Genomic DNA, 21,861 nt, shown 5'->3' with positions numbered 1-21,861 from the left:
TAAATAGCTTTTGAAAAATAGTATCTATATTTTGATTTTGTCTTTTAGCAAAAACTCCATCAAGGCTTTTTGCGCATGTAAGCGGTTTTCAGCTTCATCCCATACCACTGAGCGTGGGTCATCTAACATATCATGAGAGATCTCCTCACCACGATGCGCTGGCAAACAGTGCATAAAGACTACTTCAGAATCGGCTTTATCTAGCAGTGATGGTGTCACTTGATAAGAGGAAAAACGACGCGCACGCGTGTTTTGTTCAGACTCTTGACCCATGCTTGCCCATACATCAGTGACAATTAAGTGAGAGTCTTTTGCCGCTTCTTGTACGTTTTCAATGATACTCACGCAATGTGAGAAGCGTTTCATCAGCTCAGGGTCAGGCTCAAAGCCATAAGGCGCCGCTACTCGTAGCTCAAAGCCAAACTGATTGGCAGCTTGCATGTAGGATGCACACATATTGTTGCCATCACCGACCCAAGTGACGATTTTATTTTCGATACTACCGCGATGCTCGTAGTAAGTTTGCATATCAGCCAACAACTGGCAGGGATGAAATTCATCCGTTAAGGCATTAATGATTGGTACGCTTGAGTATTTTGCAAAGGTTTCGACTTTTTCGTGACCAAAGGTGCGAATCATAATGATATCGACCATGCTAGAGATAACGCGCGCGGAATCCTCAATTGGCTCACCGCGTCCAAGTTGGGTATCATTTGGCGATAAGAAGATAGCGCTACCACCAAACTGTCCCATGCCGGTTTCGAATGAGATGCGTGTACGGGTGGATGACTTCTCAAATATCATACCGAGCGTACGACCAACAAAGGGCTGGTATATCTCGCCTGCATGTTGCATATGACGCAATTCGCTGGCGCGTTTGATGAGATTTTCTAGTTCTTGTTTGGTTAAATCAGATAAGGTCAAAAAATGGCGCAAACTCATAGCAATCCTAGCAGTCGAACAAAGTCAATGGAAATGATACGTTATCAGCCGGCAATGATATCGCGTCAATGCGTATACTGGAATGACAACAAACTTTTAGTATAGCGCAATTACTCTCAATGTAAATGTCCAATTTGCCATGATTTATCAGTCATGCAAAGCTGCATTCGATGAGACATTATCTGACATGGCGATTACATCTGTATACGATTTGGGCGTACGCTTAGACGACATAGTAGCTCGTAGCCAATCGTATCAGCATGGGTGGCAACTTCATCAACATGCGGCGCATCACCCCATAGTATGACCTTGCTATTTAAAGCGCTACTCTCTGGTACAGCGCTCACATCGATGACAACCATATCCATTGCGACACGCCCAATCACTGCACATGAGTAGCGTTGCTGATTTATGGCGTCAATGACTGAAACATAAGCATCCTCATTGACAACGCGGGGATATCCATCACCATAACCAATACTAACGAGAGCCGTTTTAACGTCTTGCTGGGCTATCCAGCGGCTGCCATAACCGATGGCGTCGCCAGCTTGTACGGTCTGCAAGGCAATAATTTGTGCGCTAAATTCCATGGCTGGCTGCAAATTTAGCGTATACGCGCTTTGGTCGATAACAGGCGCACTGCCATATAGCATAATGCCTGGACGTACCCAATCATGATGATGCTCTGGGAAATTAACGATACCAGCAGAGTTGCACAACGATCCTTTAATATTAGTACTGATTGTTTGTCGTAAAGTATTTAGCATGTCATTAAAACGCTGAATTTGTATGGCATTCAGTGGGTGATCTTGATTGTCGGCATTGGCAAAATGGGTGGTCAAAATCAGCTGATAGCCAGCATCATGCAGATATTTTGCGGCTGAAATAAGCGTTTGGTTATTAAAACCTAAACGATTCATACCCGTGTTGTACTTTATCCAAACCACTCGAGTGGCGCTATCAACAGGTGGTATTTGCTCTAATGCCCACTGCAATTGCGGAGCATGATGAATCACGCAACTGATATCATGCTCAATGGCTTGCTGCCACTCATCAACAGTAAAGGCCCCTTCAATAAGCCCAATGGTTTTATCCCAGCCCAATTGCCGTGCTTCTAACGCTTCTCTTAAAGTAGCGACACCGATACCATCTGCTTGCTGTAACGCTGGTAGGACGGCGGCGACGCCATGTCCATAGGCATTGGCTTTTACCATCGCAAGGACGTTAGATTTTGGTGCTAACGCTTTTACTTGATTAAGATTATGAGTAATGGCGGCAGGCTTGATAGTGATTGTGCGCATAATCGTCTTCTTTTTTAGCAAAGTGATGAAGGGATAAATTTATAAAGCCAGTAATTCATCAATTGAGTTGATGAGTCACTGGCCATTTTTACGAGCAATTTTGATGCGTAATTATTTGTCAGTTTTATTATTCGTCGTTCTCAAAACTGACATTTTGATAGTATTCTGGCGTCAAATTGATAAAGCGGGTAAATTGTCCTTCAAAACCCAAACGTATGGTGCCGATAGGGCCGTTACGCTGCTTACCAATAATGATTTCAGCCACACCTTTGTGATCTGAGTTTTCATTATAAACCTCATCACGATAGATGAACATAATCAAATCGGCATCCTGCTCAATCGCACCAGATTCACGCAGATCCGACATAATAGGACGTTTGTTAGGACGATTTTCTAGACTACGGTTAAGCTGCGACAAGGCGATAACTGGACATTCAAGCTCACGTGCTAATGCTTTTAAACTTCGAGAAATCTCAGAGATTTCCCCAACACGGTTGCCATCTAGACCGGGTACTTTCATTAATTGTAGATAATCGACAATGATAGCGCCAAGCTTGCCATCATGATTTTTGGCAATACGGCGGCAGCGTGAACGCAGCTCAGAGGGTGGCAGGGCAGTACTGTCATCAATATATAGATGCTTTGACTGCAAATGCTGAATGGCGTTCATCATTTTTGCCCATTCATCTTCATTCATTTGACCTGACCGCAGATGTGTTTGGTTGATTGCGCCCCAGGATGATAGCAAACGCATCACGATAGATTCTGCGGGCATCTCCATCGAAAATACCACTACAGGCAAATCTTCATTAAATAAAATCCCTTCTGCTAAGTTCATCGCAAAGGTGGTTTTACCCATTGATGGACGCGCAGCCACAATGACTAAATCGCCTGCTTGTAAGCCTTGGGTTTTATTATTGAGCTCAACAAATGGGGTTTGTAGTCCAATCATGCCATCTGGATTTGATTTGAGCTCTTGGATTTTATCAATGACATTGGTCAATACGGCAGTAATACCGACAGGTCCACGCTGCTCTGCACGTTTATTATGCTGCTCATTGATGCTAAATATTTTTGCTTCTACGTTATCCAAAATATCGCTGACGGTTTGGTCTTTGGGGTTATAGGCTAGGGTCAACATATCATTGCCGGTAGTAATCAGCTGACGTAGTGTAGATAGCTCACGTACACGCTGGGCATAAGCCGTCAGGTTAAACAAAGTTGCTGGGCTTTGGCTCAAGATATCCGCCAAATAACTGTCGCCGCCTGCGCTTTTTAGTAGCTTTTGTGCCTCTAACCAATCATGTACCATAACCGTGTCATAAGGCTCATTGACTGCAGCTAAATGCGCAATAGCATCAAAAATATACTGATGTCGCCCAGCATAAAAGTCATCTTTGGTAACGATATCTGCAATCTTATCGTATGCCTCTTCGATACTCATCAAAGACGCCAGCAGCGCCTTTTCAATATCGATATTGTGCGGCGGTGTTTGATTGAGTAAGTCGTCGGTTTTTTCAGTATCTGCCATGAGTGCCTAATATTTCAAAAGTCGGTATAGATGGGTATTGTTGTAAGTATTTATTTTAGTCATGATACAGCAAAGCAAGTGCAATGCATTTCGATGAGAGAAGTACCAAAACGTCATCTCATGCTTGCCAGTAAATGCTACAATCAAAAGCGAAAGTTTAACACATTATGTGATTTTTTCAGCCCAGATAAGTAATTATCTATAAAAATGCCTGCTTCTATGAAATGAAGTTCATGGCATATAACACAGCTTCAAATACGCTCATTTATCATAAAAAATACAATAGAATCAGCTCCTTAATATAATAATAGGATGTTAGTGCTATGCAAGAAAAATTGCCATTATTAATCACGACTGGTGAACCTGCGGGTATTGGTATGGATATCGTACTGCTGCTAGCGGCTGAGGGTAAGTTACAGGATTTTGATCGTCCAGTTTGGGTCACGGCAGATAGCCAGGCAATGCAAAAACGTGCCGATGAGCTCATTGCTGCGGGCATATTAAAAAGCTGCCCACCTTGGAAAACGATCAATGCAAATGAGGTAATTATAGAAGACGATGATTTTTTAAATCGAATGTCCCAGCAGAGTATTAACAGTGGCGCTATTAATAATGATAATACTTTTATCTTATTAAATATTCCCTGTGCTGCGCCCGTCGCTTGTGGGGAAATTGATATCAATAACTCCGCAATGGTGGTTACGCAGTTGGAAATAGCGCATAAACTGGCAGCCAACAAAACAGTCGCAGCTATAGTCACCGGACCACTACAAAAATCTGCATTGATAGATGCTGGTATTAAACTGTTAGATGGCACGATGTTCAGTGGTCATACGGAATTTTTTATGCAGCAAAGTGGCTGTGATAAAGTCGTCATGATGCTTGCTAATGAAGCCATGAAAGTGGCACTTGTTACCACGCACTTGGCGTTAAAAGATATCCCTGCAGCCATCACTGCCGATAACGTACGCCAAACAGTGCAAATTGTTATCGATGATATGTGTGAGAAATTTGGCTTGACGCAGCCGCGTATCTTAGTTTGCGGTCTAAATCCGCATGCGGGCGAGGGCGGGCATTTGGGCATTGAAGAGATTGAGATTATCAATCCAGTGCTGCAAGAATTTATCAATATTGGAATAGATATATCAGAGGCGATGCCGGCAGATACTTTATTCACGCCGAGACATTTAGCAAACTGTGATGCAGTGATTGCCATGTATCACGACCAAGGGTTGCCTGTACTCAAGTCGCACGGCTTTGGTGATACGGTCAATTTGACCTTGGGGCTGCCCTATATTCGTACTTCTGTCGATCACGGTACTGCGCTTGATTTAGCGGGACGCGGCGGTGCCAGTGCCACAAGTCTATATCAGGCACTCCTCATGGCAAATGAGATGGCGGATAAATCGCTCATAAATAGACCTCTTGCATAAGTCGATGCCTTAGCGAGGTTTATCACGCAATATTGGGCAACTTTTGTATCAATCATGCCTATTTATGAATCATCAAGCACGCCCTAATATAAGTGGTTCCATTATAGCAGTCTGTTTTAAGTGGTCTGTTAATAGGTTTTTGGGGCTTTTTAGATGGTTCCCTTAGGTTATAATCTAATCAAACCTATTGAAATAGCTCATCTAGTTTTGCGACAGCATCATCATATTCTTTGCCTGGATCTAGAAATGCTGTTTTAAATGAATAGTAATCTGCCAAAAACTCCAATGAGCATCCGCCTAAAGATTTTGCTTTTTCCACAAGCTTCATTCTAGAATCAAAAGGTATATACCATGAGTCATCTTCTAATAAGCAATTAACTAACATATCAACATCGAAGCATTCTTCTACTGCTTTATCTAAGTTACTTAGAACATCTCTCTATTTTAAAGAAGGTAGGTGATTAATGAGTTTTAATTATTATAAAATTTCAAGACATGGCTCTGATGAACATAAGTTCATGTCCAAATGGACAAGTATTGTTGATTTCGTAGAAATATATGGTCATATAGAAATTAGTAATTATTTAAAACTAGAAAATAGCTTTATTAAGTTTTTAAAAATGTTCTACGATTTTTTTACGCAGCCTTTTAAGAGCTATGGGTATACAAGTCTAGCTTTTAATATAATTATATCTGAAGACTTAGAGAGTAATAGGGATTCATTGCTTTATTACGGAATGACTGATACAGCAAAAAGATTAAGTAAACTGAGCAAGTTAAACCTTAATAGTATTGCAGAAGATGATGTTTCTTTTCTTTTTAAATGTTGGGTTAGAGGGCTATGTAGCTTATATTTTTTTGATATTGTTACTAGCAGTTCTTTAAAGCCAATGGAGGACGATTTTTATTTCTCTTTAATCTTGCAAGAAGATATCGAGCTTAACGAAATATTCAGTTATGTAGATGGCGTTCATGTTTATGTAGATTTCGATCACTATACTTCTAATGAGAGCTATATACCTCCTATAAATATAGGTGAGAAGATAAAAATAAATACTCCTAAAGAGAGCGTACCCTAATAAATTATCTGATAATAAGAAATTAGGCACATAGCTGATAGTTCGATGCCTGTATAGCGCACCGAACTATAGTTATTACAAAATCAGTTCAATCGTCAGAAAGTTTTAAGCATTGAAATTGCCCGTCTGATTAAGGTGTGTAATTAATCCCAAGTAATACCATGCTTTATCTGTTCTTCAAAATGCATTATCACATAAAATAATCGAATAATTTGATTAGGTACATCTTCATAGCTGGCTAAATAATCTGTACCAATTTCAATTGGTACATAAATATCTGCATCTTCTTTATCTATTAAAAAATGACCATCCGCATAAAATCCTAAATCGTACTGACTAGATAATTTGTCTAATCTGTCATTAATTCTCAATTCATTAAATAGCGAACCTTTATAATTGTCTGAAACTATGATTCCGTAAAGAATTTTTGTAGGTTTTCCATCAAACTGTAAAACAACATCATTATTCCAGCGACAGGCATAAGCATCAAACTCTTTCCCTAAGCTATTAGTACCTTTGTGATGTATGACATACCATAAGCCTTGAGTATTTGATGGCTTGTTATATTCCTAATTATCAACCGGCTTATGTGGTGCATGTTTAAGAAACTCATCAAAGCTTAATCCAATATCAATGCCTGCGGCACTTTTTAATGGGATGATATCAGCATTTAAATGAGGTATAAATTTTTTCATATTTTAAGCCTTTCGCTATTTTGGTTAATCAATTACCTACTCTAGAGTGAGATGATCAAATCACATTAAGCATCTCAATATGTACACTGTGAAGTACACTACAATGAAAAAAGTAACCAAAACCCTTGATAACATTAGCCTACAGCCAAAGATTCAAGTCCTCACTAGGGTACCGTATTATATCAAATGGTTTAGAACAAAAAGCTACTGTGTTGGTTGCGCCAAGGTATGGGTAGTTTATAGATCAAATATCTCAAAAACACAGTCAAATAATAAGCTGTGATATAATTCATCCCAATAAAACACTCATTTTATCGTCATTGCTCACTTTTACCTCTTACTCATTAAGACTATTCTATGTCAAAAACTACATTTGATGCTCAATCTATTACCAACAGCCTACGTGCTGCCAAACACCAACCGCGTAAACGCTTTGGTCAAAACTTCTTACATGACCGTAGTGTTATCCGTGAGATTGTTGAGAGCATTCGCTTAGAGCGTGATGACAATTTGATTGAGATTGGGCCAGGGATGGGCGCATTAACTGAACCGTTATTAGCTGAAGTAGATGCGATGACCGTGGTCGAGCTAGATCGTGATTTGGCAGATAGCTTGCGTATCCGTATTGGGGCTAATAGTCATCCAAATTTTGAGATTATCAAAAACAATGCCATGCATGTGGATTATCGGGAGCTTTATAGCGATGAGCGCGGCAAATTACGCGTGGTAGGTAATCTACCGTATAACATCTCAACGCCCATACTCTTTCACTTACTCAGCTATGCCGATGTGATTGAAGATATGCACTTTATGCTGCAAAAAGAAGTGGTTGAACGTATCACCGCTGATGTCGGTAGCAAAACCTATGGTCGCCTATCGGTCATTATGCAGTATCACTGCCATACGGATTATTTGCTCACCGTACCACGTGGTGCTTTTAATCCGCCGCCAAAAGTGACCAGTGCCGTATTTCGTCTGACGCCGCACATTATTAAGCCAGTCGTGGCAGAAGATGAAGAATATTTTGCATTGGTAGTGCGCGAAACCTTTAATCATCGCCGTAAAACGTTGCGCGCTATATTCAAAAAATCAACGTTATTGCCAACGTTGAGCGAAGACGATTTTGCAGCTTGCGCCATTGATCCACAAGCCCGTCCTGAAACCTTAAGCGTGAAAGATTTTGTCAATTTGAGCAATCAAGCGCGTAAATTAGAAGGCTAATTTATCAGTGCTATTCATACCGCAGATATCATTGATTACTAAGTAGTATCTACAATATCCACAAGAAAGATTGAGAGCTTATGAGTTATCGTCATCAGTATGTCATCGGTGATTTGCAAGGCTGCTATGCTGCGTATCTTCAGCTACTTGAAACGTTGGATTTTGATCCTGAGCAAGATAAATTATGGTTTGCAGGCGACTTAGTGGCACGCGGCGAGGACTCTTTAAATACCTTGCGTCATGTCAAAGATTTGTGTGAGCAAGGGGCAGCCGCGACCGTACTTGGCAATCATGATATCAATTTGCTAGCCGTATGGCGTGGGGCGACAAAAATTAAGAAAAAAGATAAGACAGCACCGATTTTTGCGGCCGATGATTGTGATGAGTTGCTAGAGTGGCTACGTCATCAGCCATTATTGGTTTATCCTGATAAGCATACGGTGCTGGTGCACGCTGGTATTCCGCCGCATTGGAGTATTGAAGACGCCGAAAAGTATGCACATCAGTTAGAGTCGCAGTTGCGCAGTCATTTAAAACAGCTTGATAGATTGTTGCCAAATCTCTATAGCAAGACGGCAGATAAGTGGCATGCAGACATTCATGGATTTACGAAAATGCGAGCGATTGCCAATTATTTTACTCGCATGCGCTTATGTCAGCAGGATGGGCTGCTTGAATTTAGCTTTACCTCAGGGCTAGATGAGCGCATGCCAGAGGATTTTTTGCCTTGGTTTGAATGGCAAGTGCCGCGCACGCGTAAGGTGTTATTTGGGCATTGGGCCGCACTCAAAGGTGAGATTGATCTGCCTTATGCTCGTGCACTAGATGGTGGCTGTGTTTGGGGTAATCATTTGCTAGCCTATCGCTTAAGTGATGGCAAGACCATCACGTCAAGTGCGCAGTGCTTGCCGATATCTTCTTAATTTTTTAGTGATTCCAAAAACCAATCAAGCCATCAAATTAACCCATTAACTGGGTAGATTTGGTGGCTTTTTTGGTTTAGGTAGTGGCGTTTTGGCGTCGCCTGCAACTTTGTTATCAGCAGTGCTGTCTTGACTAATCGCATCAGATACCGTCTGATTATTCTCATCAAACGCAGCATGCGTTTTACCATATTGAATATCCTGACTATAAGGGACGCTGCTAAGTGCTTCCTCTGTCAGACCATCATCAAGCTCAATGGTTTTATTGATGGCTGGTTTATTGACGGTAATATGAGCTTCGCGGCTATTTAGTTCAGGACTCAGCTGATGTTCTGCTGATGGATTAGCATAATGTATATCAGTGACCGCCTGCTGTCCTTCTGTCTTCTTCTGCAAGGCTTTTGGGAGCACTTTGACATCAGATAAGCGCCTTACCACATAGTTTTTAGGAAGTGGCTGATTGCTATTTTGTGATGCGGTATCATCGAAAATCATCTGACCTTGGCTATCAATACGTGCATACTTCATCGGTTTGTCGCGTGGCCAAAAAAAGTCAGAAGGATGCGTCATTAAGTGGCTGAAGAGTTGCTTAGTTAAGCGACTCCAATCAACGAATTTCACCTCTTTTGAGCGTAAAGCGACAAGAAGTGCCAGTGAGAAACTGACGATCAAGTTGACCATACCGATAAGTAAGACGCCAAAGACAGAAAGCAGCACTACTTGCCACTCTAGCTGATTGGACGACATATTAAATAAGCCATGAGCCAAGTTCGCTGAAGCAAAGGCAATATGGCGAATATCAATTGGTAAGCCAAATAAGAAACCAATCGTTGCAGTACTTCCTAGGAAAACCCCAAAGATAAAGTTGCCCATGATGGCACCAAGATTGGCTTCTATAAAGCCGCCTAAACGTTGTAGCCATGCTTTGGGCAATAAATACTGTAATAGCTTATGACGCTGAATACGGGCCCCTATCTGGTTGTAGACTGCCAAATTATCATAATAGCCAGCAATTAGACCCGATAAGAATAAATACACCCCAGCAATAGCAGCATGTGGCAAAGCTAGTGAGCGAAAAGGGTCGAGATCATGAAGTAGGTGAGCGGCCTTATCGGTATCAATCATCGGCGCGCCAGTATATTGCAACCAAGCAAAAGAGATGATCAAGGCGACTGGTATAGCCATCATAATATTACCCATGATGGCAATAAACTGGGTGCGTAAAATATCGACCACCAATTCAGACAGCTTATTTAACTGATGGGACTTTTTACCCGAGCTGTCTGATATGGTTGAGGCGATAGCTGCCGCTGTCATGGCAGGCTGTTTGGTAGCGACTGTACCATGGACGATGTGGATGAAAACAAAGCCCAAACCATAAATCATACTATTGACAAAGGCGCGACCCATAGGTGCGAGAGCTAAGTGATATGCCAATATCTTAGTCGTCGCCATGAAAGCAATGATAAAGCCACCGATAGAGGCTTTTTTAAACATCTTCTGATAACCGGATTTATCAGTACTAATATAGTGTTCGCCAACGCGGCTGGCGTTTTCAGTGACTTTTCGCGATAGCAGCTTAGTATTATTGTCAATCAAATAGCCAATACTATAACGATGACTGGCAGTCGTAATTAGCGCTTGAATCAACTCAATTATTGCCCGATCGCGCTTATCATAGTTGTTTGCTACCAGCTCAGTCAATATGCGCATGCGCTGTAAGCTTTGATCTAATCGTAGCATCATGTTGGTTAGGCGAATAGAGATACCGGTTTTGTAAATGCGCTTGCGTATGGTGGCAACGATGTCTTCGCATTGCTCAATCATGACCAATAGAGGCGCTGGATCCACGGCTTTTTCGGGAATAATATCGGTTAAGGTGTCGAGCTCATGTGCTTCTCGGTACTGATTGACGTACAAGACTGCTTCTTGATTTTGTGCCACAAACGACGCTGAATAATTCAGCATTTGTGGGTAAGATTCCATCAAGTCTGGATGCAAGCCAATACCGCTGATACGATACGATAAAATGATAATCGCGTTCAAAATACTGTTTTTTGCCGTCGCGACTAAGTTTAGATGCTGCTCATGGACTTTGAGCAGCCCGACCAGCTCATCCCATTTTTCTTTTTCAATATGGGCAAGCCAGCGCTCATCAGAGCGTTTATCAAATAAATAACCAACCAATTCTACGACAGAATCTTCTTGTGGCAGTAGTGGCAAAAAACGATGACCAATCAAACGGCGCAAACTGTAAAAGAAACCCTGATCTGACATAATGCCAGTGTCGGTATAAAGAGCGATCTGGCGGTATTCGATAATAAGTTTTAAGACAAAACTCGACAGCCCATCGCCATATTCTGGATGCTGACGTAAAACTTCAATAAGATTTTGAATATTCTGATTGGCTAAAGTAGGCTCTTTATCACTTACTCGTAGCTCATCGATTAAGCGCTTAAGTACCGCGGGATCTGGTACATCACTTAAGGCAGTAATCTGTTGTAAAATGTGTTTTATCTCTGACACATCGTATCCCTTATGGTAGTTATTTCAATCATCGTTATTATGTAGTATGTGAAATAAGACATCTTCTTCTTTTAGTGACTGGCTGTAATTATCACTGTTGCGATACATATCTTTATTAATTTACCGCTTGTTAATTTACTGCGCCCTCATTTATAAGTTTTAGTATATTTCTATTAAGTTTAAGGCATTTGGTTTTGCGTTATTTTAATCGTAACGGCTCATCAATAGTCAACTATTTTGTTAGCAGGTATTTTGATGACTATTGTGTCAATTTTATGAAGATATTTTTGGCAAAAAAAGGGACAGTAGCGTGACTGTCCCCTTTATCATAGTGCGGCAAGGCTTACTTTATTATAAAAGTAACCAATTAGCTAGCAGGTACGTCAAAGTAATTCAGGTCAAAGTTCATCATCGGATCACTACCAGCTTCAACCATCTGAGCATGGGCATCGATACGTGGCAAGATACGACCAACAAAATAATCAGCAAGCTTGGCTTTATTGGTGTAAAAATCACCTTCTTTACCATCAGCTGCTTCAACCATCAAAGCAAACATATACGAGTAGGCTAGGTAACCAAAGGCATGCATATAATCAACCGCACAACCGTTAATTTCATTCTTACGCTCACCAATATTATTTAGCACCGTTGTGGTTAGTGCTTCAATTGTATCAGCAGCATCTAGCGTCGCTTGCTTGATGCCGTGCTCTGCTTGCATATTATTGACAAAATCACGAATCTCACCTAAGAAATGGGTAACGTATTTGCCGTTATTTTTCGCCACTTTACGACCTAGTAAATCAAGTGCTTGAATACCATTGGTACCTTCATAAATCTGGGCGATACGCGTATCACGAACGATTTGCTCCATACCCCATTCACGTATATAGCCATGACCGCCAAATACTTGCTGACAATCAATGGTGGCTTCTAGTGCTTTGTCGGTCAAGAATGCTTTAGCCACGGGCGTCAATAGTGCAACACGTGCGGCAGCAGCTTGAGCGGCCTGTGGATCGGTACTAAACTTTTCTTCATCAAGGTTTTTGGCAACGTACATCGCAAAGCAACGTGACGCTTCAGTGTTGGCTTTGGCATTTAATAGCATACGGCGTACATCGGCATGATGAATGATGGCATCCGCTGGTTTTTCTGGGCTTTGCAGTTGGGTATCGCTACGACCTTGACCACGGTCATTGGCATATAACGCCGCATTTTGATAAGCAAGCTCAGAACCACCAAGCCCTTGTAGACCCATGGTGACACGCTCATAGTTCATCATAATGAACATTGATGACAGACCCGTGTTTTCGGCACCAACCATCCAGCCTTTGGCGCTGTCAAAGTTCATTACACAAGTGGCAGAGGCTTTGATACCCATTTTATGCTCGATAGAGCCGACTGCTAGGGTATTGCGCTCGCCTAAGCTGCCATCTTCATTGACCAAGAATTTCGGTACGACAAATAGCGAAATACCTTTTGAGCCTTCTGGTGCATTCGGTGTTTTTGCCAGTACCAGATGAATGATATTGTCAGTTAGATCATGCTCACCGCCAGTGATAAAGATTTTGGTACCAGAGATATCATAGCTACCGTCATCATTAGGAATAGCTTTGGTTTTGATGATACCCAAGTCAGTACCAGCATGTGGCTCTGTCAAGCACATGGTACCAGCCCATTCGCCGTTGTACATTTTCTCTAAGTAAGTTTGCTTTTGCTCTTCAGAGGCAGCCGCGTTTAGGCACAGTGTTGCGCCAACAGTTAGGTTAGGGTAGAGAGCGAATGATTGGTTGGCGGTAAAAACCATTTCTTCAGTTAGCATGGTCACCATTTTTGGGAAACCTTGACCACCGTATTCAGAATTACCACTTAAGCCGACCCAGCCAGATTCAGCATACTGCTTATACGCTTCTTTAAAGCCAGTTGGAGTCGTAACGACGCCATCACCTTGGAAGGTTGCGCCTTCTTCATCACCGCTACGGTTGATAGGTAACAAAACGTTTTTTGTCAGTTTTGCCATTTCTTCCAAAATCATATCGACCGTTTCCATATCGACATGAGCAAGATTCTCGTTGTTTTGCCAAAATTTAGGCGCGTTAAACACATCATTTAAGATAAAGCGCATGTCATTAAGAGGGGCATTATAAACAGCCATAAACATTCCTTTGGTTCAAATAAATAAAAGTGAGTTGAACAAATTTATAAGAGATCTTTTGAGTTGGGCTTAATATTCATTATTAAAGTTTAGCAAATTAGCTTGCGCACGGGTGTATTTGTTCGTGAATTATGCGTACACCAAAAGTATGGATTATTTTATTTAAAAAATGACTATGGCAGATTTTAAGTGACAGTAAATAAAATCGGCAACACACCTTGGTATGTTGCCGATAGAAAATACATTATTTAGCGCTACAAAAAAATGATCGATCAATATTTTTTGGTGTTAATTAAAACGCAAATTGATCAACATCCATGCTCATATACGGCTCAACACCAGTGCTGATCCGCTGTACGTGAGTGGTGGTACGTGGCAACAGTTTGGCAAAGTAGAACTGCGCGGTTTTTACTTTCGCGTCGTAGAAGGCTTGTTCGCTAGTACCGTTAGCAAGTTCAGTTTGTGCCACTAATGCCATGCGTGCCCATAAATAGGCTAGCGTCACATAACCGCTGAAATACATATAATCGACCGCAGCGCCGCCAACCGCATCTGGGTTTTCAGTAGCTTGCATACCGATGCGTGCAGTCAAATCACCCCATTCTTTTAGATGTTTGGCAAGTGGGCGAATAAACTGACCCATCTCATCGTTTTCTTTGTTTTCTTCACAGAATGTCTGGATGATTTTGACGAAGTTTGCAAGCAGTTTGCCTTGTGAGCCCAATACTTTACGACCTAGTAGATCGAGTGCTTGGATTTCAGTGGTACCTTCATAAAGACACGCAATACGTGTATCACGCACGTTTTGCTCCATACCCCATTCGCTGATAAAGCCATGACCACCATAAACCTGTACGCCATGGTTGGCTGCTTCTAGACCAGTTTCTGTCAAGAATGCTTTGGCAATCGGTGTCAATAGTGACAACATTTGGTCAGCAAATTTAAGCGCATCGCCTTCGCCTTTTGCGACAGTATCAGCAAAATGTGAGAGGTAATAGACTAAAGCACGGCCACCTTCAGCAAAGGCTTTTTCAGTCAACAGCATGTTACGAACCGCTGGATGTACAATGATAGGGTCAGCTACTTTTTCAGGGGCTTTAACACCAGATAATGAACGCATTGCTAAGCGATCTTTGGCATAAGTTAATGAGCCTTGGAACGCATATTCTGCTGCTGTCAAACCTTGAACTGCGGTACCAATACGTGCCACGTTCATAAAGGTAAACATGCACTGTAGACCACGGTTTTCAGGGCCAATTAGATAACCTGTTGCGCCATCAAAATTCATCACGCACGTGGCTGAAGCTTTGATGCCCATTTTGTGTTCGATAGAGCCACAAACGACGTTGTTGTTTTCACCTAGGCTACCATCTTCGTTGACCTTTACCTTAGGAACGATAAACAGTGAGATGCCTTTTGTACCAGCAGGCGCGCCTGGTAGACGAGCCAATACAATGTGAATGATATTATCCGTTAAGTCATGCTCACCAGCTGAAATGAAGATTTTTTGACCAGTGATGCTATAGCTGCCATCTTCTTTAGGCTCGGCTTTGGTGCGGATAATACCCAAATCAGAACCTGCATGTGCTTCAGTCAAGCACATGGTACCTGACCATTCGCCGCTGACCATTTTTTCTAGGTAAGTTTGCTTTTGCTCGTCTGTACCGTGATGCTCGATGGTTTGAATGGCACCATGAGATAAACCAGGGTACATAGAGAATGACCAGTTAGCCGTACCAACCATTTCATTAATGACGGTCGATAATGAAAACGGCATGTTTTGACCACCGAAGTCTTCTTCAGCAGATAAGGCTGGGAAGCCAAGCTCACAATACGCTTTGTATGCTTCTTTAAAACCTTTTGGCGTGGTGACTTGACCATTGTCAAACTGGCAGCCTTCCGCATCACCACTTTGGTTTAATGGTGATAGCTCATTTTCAGCAAAGCTTGCGGCCATCTCAAACAGACTGTCCATTAGCTCACGATCTGCTTCTTGGAACGCTGGTAAGGTTTTATAATGGCTTTCGCTGTCAAGTAACTCATGCATCACGAATTGGATATCACGTAAGGGTGCTTTGTATTGCATAACTTCCTGTCCTTTTTTGGTGTATGACCGACAGCGATGGGATGACTGTTGTAAGTCTGAGTTGCTAGTATCTTGCTGGCATGGAGTGTGTCTGCATTATTAACAAACAACGATACCGATCATATGAAATAACATTGAGAAAAGAATTAAGACCGTATCTGTAAATTCTTGGTAAAAGATAGGCGTTCACTGGAAAATATACAAGTTTGGAGACGATACTGATAAGTCATCAACCTATCTTGCATCCTATGTACAATATAGCCTACACGCTAAGCGCGTTTATCGATATGGTAGAGGAACGGTATGAGGATGTTTTATACTCGCTCTCTAGTCATTGTTATTTTTGGACAAATGTTGTTGCACTAACATGTTGGTTGTAACTTCAGCAGACATAGGTTTGCCAAACCAATAGCCTTGACCATACTGGCAACCCATAGCCAAGAGCAAATCGCGCTGTTGCTCGTTTTCGATACCTTCTGCGATGACCTGCATATCCAGTGCTTCTGCTAATGCCAAAATTGCGTTAACAATGGCACGTTGAGTTTTATCTGCGGTAATTTTAGAGATAAAACTTTTATCGATTTTAATGAAGTCAAAGGGATATTCTTGCAGATAACTCAAAGAAGCATAGCCGGTACCAAAGTCATCTAAAGCCAAGCAAACCCCTAGCGCTTTTAACGAATTTAGCTGTTCTTTAACATTAGAGTGGCGCTTCATCAAAGAAGATTCTGTCACCTCAATATGTAATTGGTGCGCGGCAATTTGATGCTGTGCCAGTAAATTACTGACCACATCAAAAAATTCTGGATTGCTGAATTCAGCGGCATCGGCATTGATACAGATATGTTGGTCAAAGCCAAGTTTTTGCCAAATTTTTAGCTGCTCAGCGATTTGGGTTGCCACTTGAGAGAACAACTCAAGCGATAACTTGTGAGAGATAATGGCATCAATAAAATCAATAGGTTGCAGCAATCCGCGAATAGGATGCTGCCAGCGTACCAAAGCTTCAAAGCCTGAAATATCACCTGTATCTAGGGCGAATTTGGGTTGATAATAGGCGATAAACTGACCTTCGTTAGTGGCTTTTTTAAGCTCATATTCTAATTGTAAATGATCAGCATTGAGCTCAAGAAGGGAGTTGTTATACCAAAAGACATCGTCGCCACCTTGCTGCTTGACATAATTTAATGCTCTTTCAGCTTTGGTTAATAAGCCGATAAACTCATTATCATTTTCAGGATAGTAACTGACCCCGACAGAGACATGACAATACACCTCGGTATTTGTGGCTCCATTATCACTAATAAAGAAAGGACGTTCACACATTTGCATTAAAATATCTAGTTGATGGCGCACCATATTGGCGTCACTACACTCAAACAGTAAAGCAAAATCATCACCGCCAAAATGAGAGAAACAGCGCAAACAACCAAGTTTTAGGTCTTTGATGCGTGTCACAAATTTTTTTATTAAGCTATTGATACCATCGGGACCCAGTAAGCTTGCAAGGCTGCGATAGCGATCAATATTTAAACGTACAATGATAACTTCTTGATAGCTATCCAGTAACAAATCGCTAGTTTGGCTCAAAAATACTTTGCGGTTAGGCAGTTCAGTTAATTGGTCGTAGTTTAACAAGTGTGCTACTTGTTTTTTATTTTTTACCACGGCAGACATATCTCTAACCATACCAACGTAATAAGTAGTATGACCTATTTTTATTTTTCGATAGGTCATATAACAATCTAGAAGCTCTCCGTAGCGATTTGGCATTGAAAAGTCGTTTTCATAAAAACCTTGACTGTCTAAGTGTTCAGCAATATCTACTAGAATAGATCTTTCTTCTTCTGATAAAAATTCAGCCGCGTATATACCAAGTGGACGCCCAAGTAAAAAATCTTCCGTATAACCGATCATGCGCTCATAAGTTGCATTGACCGATAAATAATACAAATTTGCATCCAATATAAAGATAGCATCTTCATATTGTTCACAAAGTTTGACCAATAATTGCTGTTTATCCGCCAGTGGCATTGGTGTAAAAGCAGTCATAAATGAACTCATAAAATAGAGGTAAATCGATAAAGAGAGCTTTTCGTATTGGCAATTAGCGCTGTTTTAATGTAATTAGTGCAGTTTAAAAAGATACAGTGCTACTAGGATAAATTTTTGAAGACTGTGGTGCTCATACGCATAGTACACAGCAAGCGAAATTTGTCTCAGTAAAACGCTATTTCATTTGTATTTTTTATTGTGAACTGACTATATGACGCTTTGTACTGCTACTAAAGATTGACACGTGGCAACAGCGCTTGCAAGGTTGCCAAGGCGACCACTGGGGCAGTTTCTGTTCGTAACACCCTCGCGCCAATTTGCCAAGGCTCAAAACCAACGTCTGCTGCTTGAGCGCATTCGTTAGCACTTAGGCCACCTTCAGGACCAATCAACAATTCAATATAAGGCACTGGTTGCTGTAATACCGTCAGTAGCGAATCAGGCATAGCAGGTTGTCCTGCCGCTGGTACACTAAGCTGTAGACGCAAATCAGCGGGTTGTTGTAATACTTGATAATAAGCATCCTGACTAAGGGTGGTAACCATAGAGCTGATAGTCGCTTCTATCTTTACAAGCGTGGTCGTTGTGATAGGCTCAAGCCAATCGTTAATGGGAATAGGCGCAATAATAAGCGGTGGACGGTTAAGACCGCATTGCTCACACGCGGCAATGGCAACTTGCTGCCAATGAGCAAGCTTTTTTTCGACTTGGGCAGGCTTCAGATTGACCTCGCCATGATGACTGCTTAGCAATTGGATGGCAGTGACGCCAAGCTCGGTAGATTTTTGAATGGCATAATCCATCCGTTCGCCACGACTCATTACCAGCCCGATTTTGGTAAATATTGGTGCACTATTATCATTATTTGTGTGAGAAAGCAGGGTCACAGTCGCGTTTTTTTTACTGATGGTCAGTAGCTGTACCTGATACTCACCGCCAAAGCCATCAAACAAAACCCCTTTATCACCAATATTTGCTCGTAATACACGGCACCAATGATGGACGATACTTTCGGTTAATTCGACGCTGGCACCGATAGGCAAGGTGCTAAGCTGAGGGTAGGTCACAGCCTTTTCATTGGTAACGTCATTACTAATGTTGCTATTAGTGGCATAAAAGAAACGTCGCAAAATTACTTATTCCTATAATGGGGGTCATGATATTTTTCAATATCTTAGCAGAATATCATTTGAGTGGGTAAAGGGATTGTCAATAATGGAATTCGCATAACTGCAATTCCCATACCAAAAAAGACTGGCGCTCCTAGGAACGCCAGTCATTAAGCAATACATTCGGTAAATATTTAAGCAATTAAGCCTAAGGCTTCAATTAAGCGCTTGTTTGGCTCAACCTTATTCATGCTATAAAAATGCATGGCAGGTACACCCTCGCTAATTAAACGCTCACACAGACGATAGACCACTTCAAAGCCAAACTCGCGAATAGCCTTACTATCATCACCAAAGTCAGCCAACTGCTTACGCACATAACGTGGGATATCGGCGCCACAGCTGTCAGCAAAACGCATCAGATTGCTAGAGTTGGTGATGGGCATAATGCCAGCAACCAATGGCTGTGCTACGGTATCAATACCGCGTTTTTCTAAGCTCTCGCGCAGATACAAGTAGCTATCAGCGTTGTAGAAAAACTGGGTAATCGAAGCATTGGCGCCAGCTTGATATTTATTGACCAAGTTGTCGACATCAAGCTTAAAGCTACGCGCTTGTGGATGCATCTCAGGATAGGCGGCTACTTCGATATGGAAATGATCGCCCGAATGCTCACGGACGAACTTGACCAAATCTAATGCAAACGGCAGCTCACCCATGCCTACTTGACCCGAAGGCAAATCGCCACGTAATGCGACCAAGCGTTTGATGCCCAAGCTTTTGTAATGCTCAAGTAACTCGGCAATTTCACTTTTATCATCGCCAATACAAGACATATGCGGTGCAATATCAGTCTCACCGCGCGCGCATAAGGCTTGGACAATATCTAAAGTGCGGCTACGAGTTGAACCACCAGCACCATAGGTCACCGAAAAGTACGCAGGTGACAGCTTATTCAGCTCATCATAAGTGCTGAGGAGCTTTTCGTGTCCTTGCTCGGTTTTGGCTGGGAAAAACTCAAAGGAGAAAGCAGGCTTAGTCACAGTCTGGCTCCTTTTAGTATTTATAAGCGTCAGGCTTAAATGGACCTTCAACAGGTACGCCTAAATACTCAGCTTGTTTTTCAGTCAGCTTAGTCAAGGTACCATTAAAACCAGCAACCATCGCCGCGGCAACTTCTTCGTCTAGCTTTTTCGGTAAAACTTTGACGTATAAGTTGTCAGTACGTGTATCAGCTGGCAAGTTAGCAAATTTTTCTTCATACAGATACATTTGCGCCAATACTTGGTTAGCAAATGAGCCGTCCATTACACGCGATGGGTGACCAGTAGCATTACCCAAATTCACCAAACGACCTTCAGCAAGCAAAATCAAGTAATCGTTTTCATCGTCTGAGCGGAAGATTTGATGCACTTGCGGCTTGATCTCAACCCAGCGCCAGTTATCACGCATGAATTGGGTGTCAATTTCGGTGTCAAAATGACCGATATTACAAACGACTGCACCAGGTTTAAGTGCTGCTAGCATATGTCTGTCACACACATGGTAGTTACCAGTCGTGGTAACAATCATGTCGGTATCTTCTAACAGACGCGTGTTGATGTTTTCTGCGCCGCCAGTGTTATCACCGTTGATATAAGGTGATAATACTTCAAAGCCATCCATACAAGCCTGCATGGCACAGATAGGATCGACTTCTGACACACGTACAATCATACCTTCTTGACGTAAGCTTTGCGTAGAACCTTTACCAACATCGCCATAACCGATAACTAAGGCGCGGCGACCGGCAAGGAACATATCGGTTGCACGTTTGATAGCGTCATTTAAGCTATGACGGCAGCCGTATTTATTGTCATTTTTAGACTTAGTAACCGCGTCATTGACGTTGATAGCTGGTACTTTAAGCGTACCTTTGTTTAGCATTTCAACCAAGCGATGGACACCAGTAGTCGTTTCTTCTGAAATACCATGAATATTATCCAGCAATTCAGCATAATCATTATGAATCAATGCGGTCAAATCGCCGCCGTCATCTAAGATTAAGTTAGCATCCCAAAGCTGACCTGATTCTTCACCACCAAGGTGGATTTGTTGACGTAAGCACCACTCGTACTCTTCTTCGGTTTCGCCTTTCCAAGCATAAACAGAGATACCAGCAGCAGCAATCGCCGCGGCAGCATGGTCTTGAGTTGAGAAGATGTTACATGAGGTCCAACGTACTTCAGCACCTAACGCGACTAGTGTCTCGATAAGGACCGCAGTTTGGATGGTCATGTGGATACAGCCAGCGATTTTTGCGCCTTTAAGCGGTTGATCGGCTTCGTAGCGACGACGCAACCCCATAAGGGCAGGCATTTCAGCTTCGGCAAGGGTGATTTCACGGCGGCCGTAATCAGCTAGGCTGATGTCGGCGACTTTATAGTCAGTGAAAGAGGGATTGATCGTATGGGCAGATGGGGTGTTAGACACTGCGTCCATAATATGCTCCTATCAGTGGTTAATGTATGATAAAAAGAATAATAACGCAGGTGCCGTTATTTGCGCTGTCAACAATCATGAGAAAGACTATTCAACAGTTGCCGAGCCTAACATAACCACTGATGAGCATGGCTCTAAAGCCTATTTGCAAGATCAGATATTATGGTGCAACACCTCTCGGAGGGTGATTATTGTAATAGATGATGTGTAATTTGTCACCTATTGACTGATATAAATGGTAAGTAGTGATGACACGCAATATCGTTTTATGTGATTGACATCCATAAAAAAGGCCATCGTTGGATGACCTTTTCTCATTTAAATGAA

General features: G+C 42.0%; 17 protein-coding genes. 4 read left to right on the top strand and 13 right to left on the bottom strand.

The window, feature by feature from the left end; all coding sequences use genetic code 11:
* Window positions 1-24: 24 nt before the first annotated feature.
* From argF to dnaB, 3 genes are all read right to left on the bottom strand, one after another.
* Entirely contained in the window at window positions 25-942 is a 918-nt protein-coding gene (gene argF, locus M0221_RS07120) for an ornithine carbamoyltransferase (protein WP_483283388.1), read from the bottom strand.
* A gap of 194 nt (window positions 943-1,136) precedes the next feature.
* Window positions 1,137-2,243 (bottom strand): alanine racemase, encoded by a 1,107-nt coding sequence (gene alr / locus M0221_RS07115; RefSeq protein WP_483283387.1) that lies wholly within the window; start codon window positions 2,241-2,243, stop codon window positions 1,137-1,139.
* Window positions 2,244-2,370: 127 nt separating this feature from the next.
* The gene (gene dnaB, locus M0221_RS07110) at window positions 2,371-3,774 is read right to left on the bottom strand and encodes a replicative DNA helicase (RefSeq protein WP_011513790.1); all 1,404 of its coding nucleotides are present in this window, start codon (window positions 3,772-3,774) and stop codon (window positions 2,371-2,373) included.
* Between the two features lie 323 nt (window positions 3,775-4,097).
* Here dnaB and pdxA point away from each other — a divergent pair, with 323 nt between their 5' ends.
* Window positions 4,098-5,207, top strand: coding sequence for a 4-hydroxythreonine-4-phosphate dehydrogenase PdxA (pdxA, locus tag M0221_RS07105; RefSeq protein ID WP_483283386.1), 1,110 nt, complete (start codon window positions 4,098-4,100; stop codon window positions 5,205-5,207).
* A gap of 184 nt (window positions 5,208-5,391) precedes the next feature.
* Here pdxA and M0221_RS07100 read toward each other — a convergent pair whose 3' ends face one another.
* Complete coding sequence (locus M0221_RS07100) at window positions 5,392-5,592, bottom strand: hypothetical protein (protein WP_483283385.1); 201 nt, start codon at window positions 5,590-5,592, stop codon at window positions 5,392-5,394.
* 79 nt (window positions 5,593-5,671) lie between these two features.
* On the opposite strand from M0221_RS07100, the gene M0221_RS07095 reads away from it, so the two are divergent.
* Window positions 5,672-6,286, top strand: a complete 615-nt coding sequence (locus tag M0221_RS07095) for a hypothetical protein (RefSeq protein ID WP_149408541.1) — start codon at window positions 5,672-5,674, stop codon at window positions 6,284-6,286.
* 143 nt (window positions 6,287-6,429) lie between these two features.
* Here the strand turns inward: M0221_RS07095 and M0221_RS07090 are convergent, their stop codons facing one another.
* Together M0221_RS07090 and M0221_RS07085 are read right to left on the bottom strand one after the other, a co-directional pair.
* A complete protein-coding gene (locus M0221_RS07090) occupies window positions 6,430-6,657 on the bottom strand; it encodes a hypothetical protein (protein WP_483283384.1) in 228 nt (75 codons plus the stop codon).
* 198 nt (window positions 6,658-6,855) lie between these two features.
* The gene (locus M0221_RS07085; protein WP_483283383.1) at window positions 6,856-6,981 is read right to left on the bottom strand and encodes a hypothetical protein; all 126 of its coding nucleotides are present in this window, start codon (window positions 6,979-6,981) and stop codon (window positions 6,856-6,858) included.
* Between the two features lie 357 nt (window positions 6,982-7,338).
* Between M0221_RS07085 and rsmA the strand changes: the two genes are divergently transcribed.
* Both rsmA and M0221_RS07075 read left to right on the top strand, forming a co-directional pair.
* Window positions 7,339-8,202, top strand: coding sequence for a 16S rRNA (adenine(1518)-N(6)/adenine(1519)-N(6))-dimethyltransferase RsmA (gene rsmA, locus M0221_RS07080; protein WP_483283382.1), 864 nt, complete (start codon window positions 7,339-7,341; stop codon window positions 8,200-8,202).
* 80 nt (window positions 8,203-8,282) lie between these two features.
* Window positions 8,283-9,125: a symmetrical bis(5'-nucleosyl)-tetraphosphatase gene (locus tag M0221_RS07075; protein ID WP_483283381.1), complete on the top strand. Its 843-nt coding sequence runs from the start codon at window positions 8,283-8,285 to the stop codon at window positions 9,123-9,125.
* Between the two features lie 45 nt (window positions 9,126-9,170).
* Here the strand turns inward: M0221_RS07075 and M0221_RS07070 are convergent, their stop codons facing one another.
* The 7 genes from M0221_RS07070 to ahcY form a co-directional block, all read right to left on the bottom strand.
* Complete coding sequence (locus tag M0221_RS07070; protein ID WP_483283380.1) at window positions 9,171-11,651, bottom strand: site-specific recombinase; 2,481 nt, start codon at window positions 11,649-11,651, stop codon at window positions 9,171-9,173.
* Window positions 11,652-12,018: 367 nt separating this feature from the next.
* Complete coding sequence (locus tag M0221_RS07065; RefSeq protein ID WP_483283379.1) at window positions 12,019-13,803, bottom strand: acyl-CoA dehydrogenase C-terminal domain-containing protein; 1,785 nt, start codon at window positions 13,801-13,803, stop codon at window positions 12,019-12,021.
* Between the two features lie 292 nt (window positions 13,804-14,095).
* Window positions 14,096-15,889: an acyl-CoA dehydrogenase C-terminal domain-containing protein gene (locus tag M0221_RS07060; protein WP_483283378.1), complete on the bottom strand. Its 1,794-nt coding sequence runs from the start codon at window positions 15,887-15,889 to the stop codon at window positions 14,096-14,098.
* Window positions 15,890-16,216: 327 nt separating this feature from the next.
* Window positions 16,217-17,941, bottom strand: a complete 1,725-nt coding sequence (locus tag M0221_RS07055) for a putative bifunctional diguanylate cyclase/phosphodiesterase (RefSeq protein WP_483283377.1) — start codon at window positions 17,939-17,941, stop codon at window positions 16,217-16,219.
* Window positions 17,942-18,174: 233 nt separating this feature from the next.
* The gene (locus tag M0221_RS07050; RefSeq protein WP_483283376.1) at window positions 18,175-19,074 is read right to left on the bottom strand and encodes a 16S rRNA (uracil(1498)-N(3))-methyltransferase; all 900 of its coding nucleotides are present in this window, start codon (window positions 19,072-19,074) and stop codon (window positions 18,175-18,177) included.
* Window positions 19,075-19,247: 173 nt separating this feature from the next.
* Entirely contained in the window at window positions 19,248-20,096 is an 849-nt protein-coding gene (locus M0221_RS07045; protein WP_483283375.1) for a methylenetetrahydrofolate reductase, read from the bottom strand.
* 13 nt (window positions 20,097-20,109) lie between these two features.
* On the bottom strand, window positions 20,110-21,534 hold the full coding sequence (ahcY, locus tag M0221_RS07040; protein WP_483283374.1) for an adenosylhomocysteinase: 1,425 nt from the start codon (window positions 21,532-21,534) through the stop codon (window positions 20,110-20,112).
* Window positions 21,535-21,861 lie beyond the last annotated feature (327 nt).

The organism is Psychrobacter sp. ANT206 (assembly GCF_056880555.1).
The sequence above is the reverse complement of the archived record's forward strand: the minus strand, read 5'-3'. Positions and strand labels throughout refer to the sequence as shown.

Excerpts from the sequence above, each read along its gene's own strand:
- argF (WP_483283388.1), bottom strand. The coding sequence starts at position 942 with ATGAGTTTGCGCCATTTTTTGACCTTATCTGATTTAACCAAACAAGAA.
- alr (WP_483283387.1), bottom strand. The coding sequence starts at position 2,243 with ATGCGCACAATCACTATCAAGCCTGCCGCCATTACTCATAATCTTAAT.
- dnaB (WP_011513790.1), bottom strand. The coding sequence starts at position 3,774 with ATGGCAGATACTGAAAAAACCGACGACTTACTCAATCAAACACCGCCG.
- pdxA (WP_483283386.1), top strand. The coding sequence starts at position 4,098 with ATGCAAGAAAAATTGCCATTATTAATCACGACTGGTGAACCTGCGGGT.
- M0221_RS07100 (WP_483283385.1), bottom strand. The coding sequence starts at position 5,592 with ATGTTAGTTAATTGCTTATTAGAAGATGACTCATGGTATATACCTTTT.
- M0221_RS07095 (WP_149408541.1), top strand. The coding sequence starts at position 5,672 with ATGAGTTTTAATTATTATAAAATTTCAAGACATGGCTCTGATGAACAT.
- M0221_RS07085 (WP_483283383.1), bottom strand. The coding sequence starts at position 6,981 with ATGAAAAAATTTATACCTCATTTAAATGCTGATATCATCCCATTAAAA.
- rsmA (WP_483283382.1), top strand. The coding sequence starts at position 7,339 with ATGTCAAAAACTACATTTGATGCTCAATCTATTACCAACAGCCTACGT.
- M0221_RS07075 (WP_483283381.1), top strand. The coding sequence starts at position 8,283 with ATGAGTTATCGTCATCAGTATGTCATCGGTGATTTGCAAGGCTGCTAT.
- M0221_RS07065 (WP_483283379.1), bottom strand. The coding sequence starts at position 13,803 with ATGGCTGTTTATAATGCCCCTCTTAATGACATGCGCTTTATCTTAAAT.
- M0221_RS07060 (WP_483283378.1), bottom strand. The coding sequence starts at position 15,889 with ATGCAATACAAAGCACCCTTACGTGATATCCAATTCGTGATGCATGAG.
- M0221_RS07055 (WP_483283377.1), bottom strand. The coding sequence starts at position 17,941 with ATGACTGCTTTTACACCAATGCCACTGGCGGATAAACAGCAATTATTG.
- ahcY (WP_483283374.1), bottom strand. The coding sequence starts at position 21,534 with ATGGACGCAGTGTCTAACACCCCATCTGCCCATACGATCAATCCCTCT.